This is a genomic window from Aquimarina sp. U1-2, assembly GCF_017897595.1.
Classification (GTDB): Bacteria; Bacteroidota; Bacteroidia; order Flavobacteriales; family Flavobacteriaceae; genus Aquimarina.
This window is the reverse complement of the sequence record NZ_JAGKIK010000002.1, coordinates 409115-424084: the sequence shown is the minus strand read 5'-3', so window position 1 is coordinate 424084 and position 14970 is coordinate 409115. Positions and strand designations below refer to the sequence as shown.

Sequence of the window (14970 nt, the reverse complement as noted above, 5' to 3'; positions counted from 1 at the left end):
AAGATTATTTGACTTACTCGTGTACAACCAAAAAGGGTACATGTGTGTGATAGTTTATTTTTTCGATAGTAGGATAGAATAAAATGTGCTGAAAAAAATTGAGATTCTTGGCGACCATAGTGATCATATCGATATGACTACTCTCTACAAAACTCTGCATAGCTTCTTCGATGTTTGAATTGGATAAAAAATGAAAGCTAAGATCAGAGGCCTTGTGCAGATACGCGTGCAAAAACCGCCGATTCTCTTTTTGCAACTTACTTAATTCTTGTTTTTTTCTAGCGATGTGCAACACGCGCAATGCAGCATCATTGATCTGAAGCACTTTTGCTATAGTATGTAATACACGGTCTTTATATTGTAGGTTATAATCTGTAGGAAATGCAATTTCCCTGGGTTTCTTATATACCGCCTTTTCAGGAATCACCATAACAGGACATTTTACTTTAGTGATTACATCTGCTGTATTCGAACCAACCGTAATTTTTTTATGTCCTGATCCTCCCCGGCTTCCCATAACGATAAAATCTATGCTTTTTTCTTCAATCTGTTTTTTGATTGAATCTATAAAGAATATATAGTCATTACTGGTGAAAAAACGATGATTATTATTGATGGGCAGTTGTTCAATTCTATCTAACAATCGCTGCAACTTTTCTTTATCGTTTTTCATGATTTGATCCAAAAAGTTATTTTTTGGATGCGATACTGTTGCGTTATCAGTCTTTTCATAACCTGATACATGCAATATGTAAAACCGGCATTGTATATTTTTAAAAAACAACAATCCATAAACTATGGCATTCCAAGAATTTTCTGAAAAATCTGTAGGGATCAGAATATTCATCATGTTACGTTCTTTATTATAACCTGTTGTATCCTCGGGCGTCAATTTCACAAAAAAGCATCACTATCGAATGTTTTACGCCGGTTTATGTATTAGAATTTCGTTATAAGGTTTGAAAATGCTATAAAACCAAGTGTTTTCTATGTTTCAGTATAGCAGTTTACCTTAAGCAGAGTCGAAGGACTACGGTGAAACTTAAAAATACAACGTAGTACTTGGTTTTGCAGCAGTTGAAAGCCGTAATACCTGCCTGCCTTTTTCTAAATAAAATGGCAGGCGGGGATTTTCTAATGCATAAAGCGGGTTAACCTATCTAAAAACAAAAGATATTGATAAACAACTATCTAAATGTGCTACAGGTTTTCTAATACAACAAATGTATAGGGAAGTGTTAATCCAAAGAATGATAAAAATCAGTTTAAATAATGCTCTTTTTTGAGTGGGTTATTGAGGTGTATTCCGATTGAATAACTTCAAGATTTTCAACAAGGTGATCTACTCTATAAGTTGTAGTCCCGCAAGGTCTAGAATTTTAATATTCCGCCCTTCAATCTCTATTAAGCCATCTTTTTTAAAGCTCGACAGGGTACGAATTAAGCTTTCTGTTGCTATTCCGGCGACACTGGCAAGATCGTTTCTAGATATTTTTATACTTTCTTCAGGTTTTTTATTGAGTATTTCTGCAAATTGTAAAATGGTTTGTGCTGTTTTTTTGCGTACCGAACTGTAAGCCATTTGTAAGAGTTGCTCTTTGATTTCGGAAAGATTTTCAGTAAGCAACTCCATCAATTCTAATGATACATGCTTACTTTTCTCCAGGATTTCTTTCAGACTGTTCTTAGAAATACCCACCAAAGTACAGTCTTCTACTGCAGTAGCCGACTCTTGATAGGGAATGTGATCTACAAATGATGTGAACCCAAGAAAATCATCTGCCTTGTATAATGCGGTAATTAATTCTTTGCCATTCTCATCCATCTTATGAGATTTCACTATTCCATTTAAAATTAAATATATTTTATTGGAGTGTTCTTGCTCTTTAAAGATGAACTCTCCTTTTTTGAAGGTAAAAGTTTCACCATGATCGTCAAAGAAATTTTTTAATTCGTGTAAGCTTTTTAATTCGTCTTCACTTTGGTTTTGCTCTGTTTTTTTGGTTTGTTCTTCAAGTACATTGGCAATAATCTTTGCTTTGGCCAAACGGCTTTCGATCGCACTTACGAGTTCTTCTTCTTCAAAAGGTTTGGTGAGATAATCATCTGCGCCCATATTCATACCTTTTCTTATTTCTTTATGTTCTGTTTTTGCAGATAAAAATATAAACGGTATTTGGCAAGTAGTTACATCAAACGATAATGCTTCTAATACGCCATAGCCATCAACTTCTGGCATCATAATATCACAAACGATAATATCTGGTTTTTCAATTTTGGCTTTGGCGATACCTATTTTACCATTTGGAGATGTAATAACATTATAGTCTGAAAGTTCTAATAGCTCGGCGGTATTTTCTCGTAGCGCCATATCATCTTCTATTAATAAAACAGTTTTCATACGTTTAAATTTTAGTAATCATATGGGTGGGTATCATCCGCATTGGTATGGCTTATTTCATAACACCTTAACTTTAACGGTAAATAATAGCATCTATGGCTACGAATGATAATTGACACTCTCAATGGGTATGGTCACAATAAAAGTAGAACCTACATTTTCTTTGCTTATAAAGTTGATACGCCCCCCAAGATTTTCTAAATGACTTTTTACAATATTTAACCCAATTCCGGTACCTTGGTCTAGCAATGCATTTTCTGCTCTAAAATATCTTTTGAAAATAAATTTTTGTTCTTTTTCAGGAATTCCTATCCCCTGATCTATGATTTTAAAAGTAAGTATTCCCTCTTTAAAATGCACCTGCACGTCAATAATAGTATTTTCTGCCGAATATTTTACAGCATTGTGAATTAGGTTTGACAGCACCAATTCCAGAATCTTCTCATCAAACTCGATTGTATACTCATCGATATCTTGAGGATATCTAATTCGTTGCCCGTCTTTTAATAACATATTGGCATTGTACACTACCTCATTAATCACTTTACTTAACGGAAACTTACTAAATTTATAGTTCACTTTTCCGGATTCTAAACGCTCAATAGACAAAAAATCATTAAGAATATTATCTAAGTATTTTACTTTATTTTTGATGGTTGTAAGATGTCTTTCTCTTTTATCTTGCTGTGCTACTGTAGTATATTTTCCTATTAATGTGGCCGATGTTAAGATTCCTCCGAGCGGTGTTTTAAATTCGTGAGAAACCATAGATAAAAATTTAGTTTTTAAATCATTTAAATCTCTTTCTTTTTTCAATGATTCTTTCATTCTTGATTCAGCTTCTTTTCGAAGTCTTACTTCTTCTTTCAACTCTAATATGGTATCATGCAATTCTTGAGTTCTTTCTTCGATTTTATGTTCGAGTTTCGTGTTTAAATCGAATATCTCTTTTTCTTGTTGTTTTCTCTCAGAAATATCGATGATCAGCGCCATAACATAATCGGTTCCATAAATGGTAAAAGGATTAAGACCGGCTTCAAGCGGAAACTCTGCACCATCTTTTCGAACACCATACAACTCTCGCCCCTTCCCCATATGTCGCTTTTCACTATTGGCTACAAAACTGTTAAAATGCACACTATGGCTATGATGATATTTAGGGGGTATTAGAACGTCGAGATGTTTACCTACAAGCTCATCTGTGGCGTATCCAAAAATAGAATTTGCAAATCCATTAGTTGCAACGATAACCTGTTCTTTATTCACCACGATGATCCCTTCAGAAACAGCTTCAGAAAGCAGTCTAAAAATATTATTGTTTTCTTTGAAAACCCTCATACAATATAACGGTGGTTGGTCCTCTTTTTATTGATTATGTTTGATATAAAGCAATTTTTATAAAACCCAGGGTTACTATCCGGATTCTTGTTATAAAAATTTCTTAAACCTAGATGATGCATTAGAATTTCATAATGAGGCCTGACATACCTTTAAAAACAAGTCTTTTCTCAATTTCTTCGTAGCACCACAGCAGTGACATCGAAAAATGCAGCGCAGCGTTTGTTTTTAAAGGTATTTCAAACTGTAATACCTGCCCGCCTTTTCTAAATAAAATGGCAGGCGGGGATTTTATAACGCAAAATCCGGGTTAAATCGTATGATCTCAAAAATAGTACAATCCAATGTAAAAACTTACATTAATAATTTCTTATTAACATTGCTTACATCACTTTAACCAAAAATTATGAATATTTAAAATGTGTTATAAGTTACCCAAAATTCAGAAAAATTATAAGGAACAACCTTAACTTCTTCTGCTTTTTTGAGGTATGCTAAACTAAGTATATCAAGAGCTATTGCTGTCGACTGACTTTTATCATGAGAATACTACAGTAATCCTTTTACTATTGCTTCATATAAAACCAATTACCCTATGAATGCTTCAAAAAATGAAGGAATAAAAATTTATCAAAATTTAGGAAAGCTATTTTATGCTATCGCAGCATCAGACCGAGTAGTTCGTGAAGCAGAATACAATATGCTACGCAAAATCGTGCAAACGAAATGGCTTAATGCAAGCAAGGTTGAAGATAAATTTGGTCCCGATGCCGCTTATCAGATTGAAATCGTATTTGACTGGATGGATGCTGAAGAATCCTCAGCCGAAACATGTTTTAGCTCTTTTGAACAATGCTACCTGAATTATAAATCTAAATTTACAACACAAATACGGCAATTGATTTGGGATACCGCAGATGCAATCGCCAGTGCCTTTTCAGACAAAAATAAATCAGAGCTAATAATGTTAGGAAGACTGAGGCTATTATTTGAAAAATAATTATTTTTATAATGAAGTGATTGAAGTGATGAATAGAGATTTTTTAGGTAAACAACCTAAGTGCAAGCTTAGTGGGCATCTGGCTAGAAACTCATTTTTATTTCAAAACAAGCCCTGGAAGCATTTAGATCTTAAGTATGGAGTACAATGAGCTATCCAGAGGCCAAGCCGTTGGGTATCAGAATCAAGACCGCTTCGCTTGGATAATCAAGAAACTATATTGTCTTTTTGTCTTAACTCTTGGTTCTAAAAGCCTCAATATCTATTCTACGCTCAAGGTAGAGCTTTAAGGGAATTTTATGGATTAAATATATAGCAACACTATGCAATTTATTGATTATTATAAAGTATTAGGGATAAGTAAAAATGCATCAGAAGAAGCTATTAAAAAGGCATACCGCAAATTGGCTAGAAAATACCATCCTGATCTTAACCCCAATGATAAAGACGCAGAAAAAAAATTTAAAGAAATCAATGAAGCCAATGAAGTATTAAGCCATCCAGAAAATCGAAAAAAATATGATGAGTATGGTAAAGACTGGAAACATGCAGAAGAGTTTGAAAAGGCTCAACAATCTCGAAGATCATATCAGCAGTCTAATCGACAACAACACTCTCGTAATTTTTCAGAACATGATTTTTCAGACTTTTTTGAGTCTATGTTTGGAAGTGCCGGGCGAAGCTATCAACATAGTCACACAAGATACAGGGGAGAAGATTATAATGCCGAGCTTCGCCTAAATTTAATGGATGTCTATACTACCCATAAGAGAACCCTTACCATAAACAACAAAAGCATTAGAATTACTATTCCCGCAGGAGTTGAAAATGAGCAAACCATAAAAATTAGAGGACATGGTGGGCCAGGAACTGGAGCGGGCCCTAACGGTGATTTGTATATCACTTTTATCATAGAAAACAACAGTCCTTTTAAACGGGACAAAAGCGATCTCTATCTCGATAAGGAAATTGATATCTATACAGCAATTTTAGGTGGTGACATTACTATTGCAACCCTAAATGGAAAGGTGAAATTGAAAGTAAAACCAGAAACCCAAAATGGTACCAAAGTAAAATTAAAAGGAAAAGGGTTTCCTGCGTATAAAAAAGAAGGGGTTTTTGGGGATCTTTATATTACGTACACCGTTAAAATACCCAAAAATCTATCTGAAAAACAAAAAGCATTATATAGAGAATTGTCTAAAATGTAATAGTATGACAACTAAAAATTTGATATCGCTAAATGAATTTTGTGATACCCATAGCATAGAATTCTCGTTTATCAATTCTTTAAACGATTTTGGATTAATTGAAGTTATAACTGTAAAACGGCAAGTATTTATTAAGCAGGAAGAATTGCCTAAACTCGAACAAATCTTGCTTTTTAATAAAGAACTTGACATCAATCTCGAAGGCGTGGAAGTGATCATACGCTTACTAGAGCGTGTTCATCACATTCAGAACGAAATGACTACCCTAAAAAATAGACTACGATTGTATGAAATAAGCCATAACCATGAAGATGATACCTGCCGATATGATTAAATGGCGATTCCACCCGCCTACCAGCCACTAGGCAGGCAGGTCTGACCACTAAAAATAAAAAAAATGAGCAGATAAACCCTCATCGAGGGATTAGGTATAGCAAGATAATCGCTTCTACAAAAGAAAATGAATAAAAGATAGGACAGTAAGCTTAAGGAAATAGTAAAGATATTTGGCTAAAAAATTTAAGGCCAATCAGTTATTCGTATGAAATGAACATTTATAAATTTTAAAATTTCTTAACCAAAAGGAATGCTTAAAATTTTGATAAGTTCGAGCTGATCGATGTCATATTTTATCCTGAGAAACTCTTTTATTTTTAGCCTGCCTTCTATATCAAAATAGCAGTTTAGACTTGATACTATTTTTACTACCGCCGCTTGGTAATAGCATATTCAAGCTAAGCTATCGTGAGTTGATAGGAGGACTTGGCTGTAAAAAGCTTTCAGAAATAGAATTTTAAAAAAGCGTAAAAATTGCTTGTAGTAGCTCAATTTTCTCACTTTAAACTTTCGCGAAGCCAGAATGATATGTCAAAAAATAGTAAAACTTTGAAATCATACGTGAGTAGAAAGAGCCCTTAATAGAATATAAATGTAAATGTATGCCTAGACCAAAAACTAAAGAAGAACTCATTCATTTAAGTCATAAAAATTACACAAAATTAATAAACTATATCGATTCATTTTCAACCAAAGAATTATCAACACCATTCCCCGATGGATATTTAAACCGAAATGTTAAAGATGTTTTGGCACATCTTCATCATTGGCACATCATGACACTCGGTTGGTATGCTGTAGGTATGAAAGGAGGCAAACCCGATATGCCGGCCAAAGGATATAACTGGAAGATGACCCCAGCTCTTAACCGGGAAATATGGAAAAAATATGAAAATATAAGCTTAGAAGAAGCTGTACAGCTATTAGAAGAATCATTCTCTAGAATACAACAAGTAATTACTAAGCATTCTGACAACGAACTGTTTGAGAAGAAAAAATATACTTGGACAGGAAGTACATCATTAGGTTCATATTTGATATCTGCTACTTCTAGTCACTATGATTGGGCGTACAAACTTATTAAAAGATGCAGAAAAGAAATGAAGAAGGCATCATAACCTCTCTTGCTTAACTGTAAAGCAATATATCGACATACTGTTTTTACTATAGCTAAATCAAGGTCATGTCTGGTAAACTTTACTCTGATTATATAAACAATACATTTAAACGTATGAAAGCAAAACGATTACAATTCTTACTGATACTTTGTCTATCAGTAAGCTTACTAACTTGTAAAGACGAAACCAAAACTCAAAAAAACTTAGATATTGAGGAAACAAATCAGAATGCTCAGGATTCTACTACTGTTTTTTCTGAAAAAAGTCTCGATTCACTACAGCATAAAACAAAAACAATCAAAAGAAATCGATTACTAGAGGCAGTAGATGATAAAGCTAATCTTCAAGAACTAATGGTTTCAAAACGTTTTTTTAAAGAAGAAGATCTTTATGTTTTAGACTATAACTATCCACATCTTAATGAAAAAGCTGATCCAGGATTTCGAGTCTTTAACGTCTTTATCGAAGAAAACTACCTGAATATCAGTACAACCGAAAATGAGATTCTTGAGGACAAAGAATTACTTTGTGACACGCTCAAAACCAATAGCATCAGAGATAAAAGAATAATAGATTACAAGATCTACAATTTGAACGACCAATGGTTAAGCACTGTGCTGTACAAAGAGAATTATTATTCTGGAATGAGATACGCTACATATCTTTTTGATTGTATTAATTTTGACCTGAAGAATCATAATTTTTTATACTTCGACGATGTATTTACACCCAATGCTGAAAAAACGATTTACAGCACCTTAAATTCTATAATAAATGAAGGAATCACTTCTGGAGATCTGTATTTTGAATGTTGGGAGTTATCTCTCGGTGATTTTAAAGCGTACAAGAATAATTTTATAATTACCAATGATACAATTACCTATTATTTTGATGATTGTGTTATTTGTCCTTCATATACAGGAACGTATTCGATTAAAATTCCGATACAAAGGATAATGCATGTGCTTAAGAAATATAATGCCCCACTGCGAGTAAGTTATACCAAATGAATATGAAATGCTTTATGAATTGGAAAATCCCCGCCTGCCATTTTATTTTGAAAAAGGCGGGCAGGTATTATGCCTTTAAACTGCTGCAAAACCAAGCATATAACAATGAACAAGTAGATTGGCCTATTTTATATTCATTTTAGTATTAACACAGTTTTAATCCAATGTATTAAAGGATTGTTTTACTTTTAATGAATATCCGTTAAGACTCATAATCTATGCGTAACTCTGAACTTGTTTCAGTGTCTCAATCCATAAGGTATTGACTAGCTATATCTTTATGAGATGCTGAAACAAGTTCAGCATGACAGGAGATGACATTATTAATTACGGACAATCAATTTACTTTTAAATTATAAATATTTCTCGCTATTATCATGAAAAGTAATTTTAACTCTATTACACAAGAAGAAACTCCGGTTCTAGTTGATTTTTTTGCAGATTGGTGTGGTCCATGCAAAGCACTTGCGCCAATCTTAAAAGAAGTAAAAAATGAACTGGGAGATCAGATTAAAATTGTAAAAATAGATGTAGATAAAAATCAACCTTTAGCTACAAAATATCAAGTTCGAGGAGTGCCAACTATGATTTTATTCCAAAATGGAAAACAATGCTGGAGACAATCTGGAGTCCTTCAAAAGCACGAAATTCTAGAAGTGATCAATGCTCATCGTTAGTTCATGCTTAGGAGGAGCGAACAAAATCAGTAAAAATCTCCGGCCAAGCCCAAGGAGCATTCAGCGAACTTCTCGTTTTTAAACTGTTTACGTTTTATTGGCGAGGTAAACAAAAGGAAATAGAGATCGATATACAGTGGCGAATCACTTTTAAGTGGAATAACGGAAATGCGAGCGACGTAGAAATAATCGACTATCATTAAAAAAGAATAAAATGAAAAAGCTGGCAAACGTACATCCTGGTGAAATCCTAAATTTTGAATTTCTCTAACCAATTGAAATTTCGGCTTACCGACTTTCAAAGGATCTAAAAATACCTCAAACAAGGATTTCAGAAATTATAAAAGGTAGGCGAAGAATAACGGCGGACACAGCACTTCGGTTGAGCAAATATTTTGGAAATTCTGCAAAATTCTGGCTCGGACTTCAAGACGATTATGATATCGAAGAAGAACGAGATGATAAAAAAGCGGAATTTGACGAAATAAAAAAATTTGAAAATAAAAACGTTGCCTAACAAGATGTAAAAATGCATTGAAAACGAGTTTTACATCAAGCGTTGTACTTCATTAGATAAAATATTCAATTGTCAAATTAATTATTTCTTCCTCCAAAATTCTACCTATTTGTTCAATTATGTAATAATAGATAGATTTAAGACTATTTATTTTAATAAATTTATGTTATTAAGATGAATATATGGCAATATTAAACCCTATTCCGACAGAAAAGATCATCGAACGTCTTCGATACGAAAATCCGTGGTGGATTATCAAAGAGATTTCACACACTTACAGTATAATGTCCAAAAGATTATATTTTGATCTCTTTTATCCATTCGTCCTTGAAAGAAGTATAAAAAGGGCATTAGTCCTAATGGGGCCAAGACGAGTAGGTAAAACGGTAATACTATTTCATTGCATTGGAAACTTACTAAAAGAAGGAACAAATCCTCATAAACTATTCTTTGTTGGAATTGATAACCCGATTTATGCATTAGAAAATCTATTACGGCTTTAAACTGCTGCAAAACCAAGCACTACGTTGTATTTTTAAGTTTCACCGTAGCGGTGCTGTGCTGAAACTTAGAAAATACTCTTCCAACGCTACATCTCGCCCAAAGCAATGCTTTGTCGTGACATTTTCAAACCTCATAACGACATTCTAATACATAAACCAGGTTAAAGAAAAACGAAAGCACAATAATGTGTATGTGCATAGCACCCTGTGGGATGCTATGACACCATACTAGAACCGTTAAAAATGATAAGAAAATAGAATCAAATTACCATTATTAAATTTTGAATGTCAATACAGGTTTATCGGCATGATTGGCGATATCTTCACCTATACTTCCACTAAAAAAGTGAGCTAATCCTCTGCGACCGTGTGTTGGTATTGCAATAACATCTGCATTAACTTTGTTACTAAAATTGAAAACACCATCTTCTACGGTATAGTCATTATAATAAACTACATCATCGTGTCTATGTAATTGACCAGCTTCAGCCTTAAACAAAAATTCTTTAACATGATCCTCCATATCGCTAGAGTTTCTGAATTGATCTCCCGGCAGATTCACATATAATAAATGTACTTTGGCTTTCATACTTTCGAACAATTTCATTGCTTTTTGATACACCTGTAAATTCTCCATTCTAAAATCGCAGGCAAATACGACATTTTCAATTTTAAAATCTTCAATAGAGTTTTTAATGACCAAGACAGGTACTTCTGAGGTACGTACCACCTTTTCTGTATTCGAGCCTATAAATACTTCTTCTCTCAAACCACTTACACCGTGAGAGCCCATAACGATAAGATCTATGGCATTCGCTTTGGCTACCGTATTCATTTCACTAAACACCTTATAATTTTGTACCATCTCAGATATTTTAATCCCATGGAGATACTCCTTATCCAAAAAGGTTGTAAAACGTTGCTCAGCGAGTTTCATATAATATACAGCTTCGGCTACATCTTGCCCTTCGTTTTTAGTAAATACGGCTTCAGACAATCCCAGCATATGTAACGCGATAATTTCAGCTTGTTGTGCTTTGGCTATGGTAGCTGCCACATGTAGTGCATATTCAGAGTATTCAGAAAAATCAACAGGAACGAGAATTTTTTTTATCATTTTCTATAGTTTTAATATTGAAAGTTAGTCGAGTGATCTTCACATCAAATTTAAGATAGTTGAATTTCGTTTTATTCATCCTTTAACAATGTATAAATGTATAAGGCTTACTAACTTAAGACAGTATCAAACTGCAAGTATTTTACCCTAATTAAGCCTCATAAAATCCCCGCCTGCCATTTTATTAGAAAAGTGCGGGCAGGTATTACGGCTTAAAATACCTTCAAAAATAAAAAAAGCAGCTTTCAAAAGCCATGACAATTATCATACTATTTCTGAATTAATATCATCATAGTATAGCCATATTTAATATGCAGAATGATATTTATAGTACTAAAAACCAAAAATACTAGGAAGCCACAAGCTCAATTCAGGAATATACGTTATGAGCAATAGCACTATCAACATCATAAAAAACAATGGTAATAACGGGCGTATTACTTTTTGGATACTTAAATTAGCCACTCCACAACCTACAAAAAGAACAGATCCTACGGGTGGCGTACAAAGCCCAATACATAAATTCATGATCATAATAATTCCAAAATGAACGGGATCAATCCCAATGTTTGTAACAATAGGAAGAAAAATTGGTGTAAAAATTAAAACTGCCGGAGTCATATCCATAAAAACACCTACAAAAAGCAAAATTAAATTAATGACTATCATAATCACAATAGGATTATCACTAATGGCTAATAATGCATTGCTAATTTCCTGCGGAATGTTTTCGTAAGACATTACCCAGGACATCGCTACCGATGTCGCTATTAATAGTGTAACGATGGCCGAAGTTTTAGTAGTTTCTAACAGAATAATAGAGATATCTTTAACTTTTATTTCTTTATATATAAATGCTAAAATAAATGTATACACTACTGCTACTGCAGAAGCTTCGGTAGCAGTAAATATACCTGCTACGATACCCCCTATGACCACGACCAAAAGGAGTAAACTAGGAAACGCATCTAGAAAACGCTTTATAAAAACTTTAAAGTGAACAGCTTTTTCAGTTGGATATTTTTTAATGAAAGAATATACTCCGGCAACAATCATTAAAGCGAAACCAATAAGAATTCCTGGAATGTACCCCGCTAGAAATAGTGCTGCTATTGATACTCCTCCGCTAGCAAGCGAATATATGATTAAAATATTACTAGGCGGAATGATAAGTCCGGTAGTAGCGCTAGTGATGTTAACTGCTGCACTAAACGATTTATCATACCCTTCTTTTTCCATCATCGGGTTCATAAATCCTCCAATTGCCGAAGCTGCAGCAACTGCCGACCCAGAAATCGCTCCAAATAACATACAGGCAATAATATTCACAAAGGCTAACCCGCCGGGCAACGGACCCACTATCGCTTTGGCGAATTCTATTAACCGATGCGCAATACCTCCACGGTTCATAACCTGTCCTGCAAGAATAAAAAACGGAATAGCTAAAAGGGCAAAACTGTCTAAAGAGGTTGCCATTCGCTGTGCCAAAGTAGTCACCGATGGTAAAAATGGCATCGATACTATCAAAGTTAATAATGCAGAGAGTCCGATACTATACGCGATAGGCACTCGTAGTGATAAGAAAAGTAAAAATGAAGTTACTAAAATAATAGCCTCTATGTAATCCATATTCTTTTATTTAAATGCTTTACGTTGTTTTACATAAATATCCAAACTGAAGTATACAATAAGTAACCCGCTCAACGGCAAAACAGCATATACAAAGGCTAAAGGAATTTCTAAGGCGGCCGAGTTCTGATTGAGCGTGTAGGTTAACCAACAAAGTCGTACCCCCCCGATAACCATGACCAAAAAGGCAAAAACCGCTATAGAAAAGGTGACCACACCCATGAATAGTGTAGGAGATTTTGCAATAATTTTTTTAGGAATAAGATCTATAGCTAAATGTAATTCTTTTCCTGTAGCATAGGCGGCTCCTAAAAGTCCTAACCAAATCAACGAAAAACTGGCAACCTCATCTGTTAACGTACTGGGTGCTCCCAAAACATATCTCGAGATAACTTGCCAGACCACAGCTATGAGCATGATCGAAATTACAGCAATCAATACCTTTTCCAAAACGTTGTTTATAGCAGTTCGAATCATTGTAGCGCTTTTATTTCTTGAATTAATCGCATTGCCTCTTTATCGTCTTTGAATGTAGCTAGTATTGCTTTTGTTTTTGAGACGAAAGCTTGCTTATCTGGGTAACTCACTTCAACCCCTGCTTCTTTAATAGCAGTTAACGATTCCTTTTCTGAAGTTGCCCATACTTTTCGTTGATAAATCGCTGACTCTACCGCTGCTTCTTGTAACCACTGCTGTTCTTGATTTGTTAGTCGATCCCAACTTTCGGTACCGATAAGTAAGATATCAGGTACGGCAGTATGCTCATCAAAACTATAGAATTTGCAAACTTCATAATGTTTGGAAGAATAAAAGCTCGGCAAATTATTTTCAGCTCCGTCTACTACACCTTGTTGTAAAGCGGTGTACAATTCCCCCCAGGAAATAGGTGTAGGAGAACCTCCCAACTGCTGTACCATAGATACAGCCATATTACTTTTTTGTACTCTGATTTTTAAGCCTTTCAAATCCTCTGGAGAGCGAATCATTTTATCTTTGGTGTAAAAACTTCTACTTCCTGCATCGTAAAAAGTTAACCCCCGAAGCCTGTATGGTTCACCCTTCAATAAAAATTCTTCTCCTACCTTACTATCATATACTGTATGACTATGCGATTTGTCATTAAATATATAAGGAATACTAAATATTTTATACGCAGTAACAAAGTTTTCTAGTACTGCAGCAGAGACTTTGGTGATATCCAAACTGCCTATTTGTAACAACTCTAAACATTCACGCTCTCCACCCAATTGTCCACTAGGGTATATTTTCACCTCTAAGCTACCATTGGACTTACTATACAACCGCTCTCCCAAATGAACCATAGCTTTATGCACCGGATGTTGAGTATCCAGACCGTGAGCCAATCGTAGTATCTTACTGTCTTTTTCTTTTTTACATGAAAAAAACAGTACAATTATAAGAACACTTAATGTAGATCTAAAATGCATATTAATTACGGATGTTTTTTATGATAGTAAGAGTTTCGGCAATCACTCTAGAAAGCTCCTGGTAATTCTCGGTTTGCAGGTACTCCTTTTTAAAAAGTTGTGACCCCATCCCCACACAAGATACGCCTGTTTTAAACCAATCGTTTAGATTCTCTTTTGTAGGCGAAACCCCTCCTGTAGGCATCACTTTAACCCATGGCATTACAGATGTAATTGCTTTTACAAAAGCAGGCCCCAACATATTACCTGGAAATGCTTTAATGATCTCGGCTCCTAATCTTGTAGCACGATATACTTCAGTTACCGTACTGCAACCAGGAATCCACAGCACATCATTTTTATGAGCGAAGCTCGCTAATTCTTCTACTAGCGCAGGTGAAACGATGAATTGAGCGCCCTTATCTAAATAGTTCTGGGCAGTTTTTTCGTCAAAAATAGTACCTATACCTAGTATCAAATCTTCATATTTTTCAGCATATGCTGCTAATTCAGTAAAAACCTCTAGCGCATTGTCCCCTCTATTAGTAAATTCGAATACCCGAACACCACCATGATATGCGGCATCAAGAACTTTTCTTGCAATTTCAATATTTTTATGGTTAAAAACAGGAATCATTCCTGTATGCTCCATGATTTCAATAATATCACTTTTATGATGTGCCATA

Annotated in this window: 16 protein-coding genes; 8 read left to right on the top strand and 8 right to left on the bottom strand. The window is 34.4% G+C overall.

The window, feature by feature from the left end; translation table 11 throughout:
• Positions 1 to 13 precede the first annotated feature (13 nt).
• From J8281_RS04710 to J8281_RS04700, 3 genes are all read right to left on the bottom strand, one after another.
• Positions 14 to 850 carry a universal stress protein gene (locus J8281_RS04710; protein WP_210196433.1) on the bottom strand — a complete coding sequence of 279 codons (837 nt, stop codon included), beginning with the start codon at positions 848 to 850 and terminating at the stop codon, positions 14 to 16.
• A gap of 492 nt (positions 851 to 1342) precedes the next feature.
• Positions 1343 to 2401, bottom strand: coding sequence for a response regulator (locus J8281_RS04705; RefSeq protein WP_210196432.1), 1059 nt, complete (start codon positions 2399 to 2401; stop codon positions 1343 to 1345).
• A gap of 99 nt (positions 2402 to 2500) precedes the next feature.
• Positions 2501 to 3739, bottom strand: coding sequence for a PAS domain-containing sensor histidine kinase (locus J8281_RS04700; protein ID WP_210196431.1), 1239 nt, complete (start codon positions 3737 to 3739; stop codon positions 2501 to 2503).
• Between the two features lie 595 nt (positions 3740 to 4334).
• Between J8281_RS04700 and J8281_RS04695 the strand changes: the two genes are divergently transcribed.
• The 8 genes from J8281_RS04695 (at position 4335) to J8281_RS04660 (ending at position 10111) form a co-directional block, all read left to right on the top strand.
• On the top strand, positions 4335 to 4739 hold the full coding sequence (locus tag J8281_RS04695) for a hypothetical protein (RefSeq protein WP_210196430.1): 405 nt from the start codon (positions 4335 to 4337) through the stop codon (positions 4737 to 4739).
• Positions 4740 to 5062: 323 nt separating this feature from the next.
• A complete protein-coding gene (locus J8281_RS04690; RefSeq protein WP_210196429.1) occupies positions 5063 to 5950 on the top strand; it encodes a DnaJ C-terminal domain-containing protein in 888 nt (295 codons plus the stop codon).
• Between the two features lie 4 nt (positions 5951 to 5954).
• On the top strand, positions 5955 to 6284 hold the full coding sequence (locus J8281_RS04685) for a chaperone modulator CbpM (RefSeq protein WP_210196428.1): 330 nt from the start codon (positions 5955 to 5957) through the stop codon (positions 6282 to 6284).
• Positions 6285 to 6888: 604 nt separating this feature from the next.
• Positions 6889 to 7404: a ClbS/DfsB family four-helix bundle protein gene (locus J8281_RS04680; protein WP_210196427.1), complete on the top strand. Its 516-nt coding sequence runs from the start codon at positions 6889 to 6891 to the stop codon at positions 7402 to 7404.
• Positions 7405 to 7517: 113 nt separating this feature from the next.
• Complete coding sequence (locus tag J8281_RS04675) at positions 7518 to 8414, top strand: RsiV family protein (RefSeq protein WP_210196426.1); 897 nt, start codon at positions 7518 to 7520, stop codon at positions 8412 to 8414.
• Between the two features lie 377 nt (positions 8415 to 8791).
• Complete coding sequence (gene trxA, locus J8281_RS04670) at positions 8792 to 9091, top strand: thioredoxin (RefSeq protein WP_210196425.1); 300 nt, start codon at positions 8792 to 8794, stop codon at positions 9089 to 9091.
• 274 nt (positions 9092 to 9365) lie between these two features.
• The gene (locus J8281_RS04665; RefSeq protein WP_371812583.1) at positions 9366 to 9608 is read left to right on the top strand and encodes a HigA family addiction module antitoxin; all 243 of its coding nucleotides are present in this window, start codon (positions 9366 to 9368) and stop codon (positions 9606 to 9608) included.
• 182 nt (positions 9609 to 9790) lie between these two features.
• A complete protein-coding gene (locus J8281_RS04660) occupies positions 9791 to 10111 on the top strand; it encodes an AAA family ATPase (RefSeq protein WP_246848969.1) in 321 nt (106 codons plus the stop codon).
• A gap of 274 nt (positions 10112 to 10385) precedes the next feature.
• Here the strand turns inward: J8281_RS04660 and J8281_RS04655 are convergent, their stop codons facing one another.
• From J8281_RS04655 to J8281_RS04635, 5 genes are all read right to left on the bottom strand, one after another.
• Positions 10386 to 11228, bottom strand: a complete 843-nt coding sequence (locus J8281_RS04655) for a universal stress protein (RefSeq protein ID WP_246848968.1) — start codon at positions 11226 to 11228, stop codon at positions 10386 to 10388.
• Positions 11229 to 11561: 333 nt separating this feature from the next.
• Positions 11562 to 12857, bottom strand: coding sequence for a TRAP transporter large permease (locus tag J8281_RS04650; protein ID WP_210196424.1), 1296 nt, complete (start codon positions 12855 to 12857; stop codon positions 11562 to 11564).
• A gap of 6 nt (positions 12858 to 12863) precedes the next feature.
• A complete protein-coding gene (locus J8281_RS04645) occupies positions 12864 to 13334 on the bottom strand; it encodes a TRAP transporter small permease (protein ID WP_246848967.1) in 471 nt (156 codons plus the stop codon).
• Positions 13331 to 14305 carry a TRAP transporter substrate-binding protein gene (locus J8281_RS04640; protein ID WP_210196423.1) on the bottom strand — a complete coding sequence of 325 codons (975 nt, stop codon included), beginning with the start codon at positions 14303 to 14305 and terminating at the stop codon, positions 13331 to 13333. Before J8281_RS04640 ends, J8281_RS04645 begins: the two co-directional genes overlap by 4 nt.
• Before the next feature lies 1 nt (position 14306).
• The gene (locus tag J8281_RS04635; RefSeq protein WP_210196422.1) at positions 14307 to 14969 is read right to left on the bottom strand and encodes a bifunctional 4-hydroxy-2-oxoglutarate aldolase/2-dehydro-3-deoxy-phosphogluconate aldolase; all 663 of its coding nucleotides are present in this window, start codon (positions 14967 to 14969) and stop codon (positions 14307 to 14309) included.
• Position 14970 lies beyond the last annotated feature (1 nt).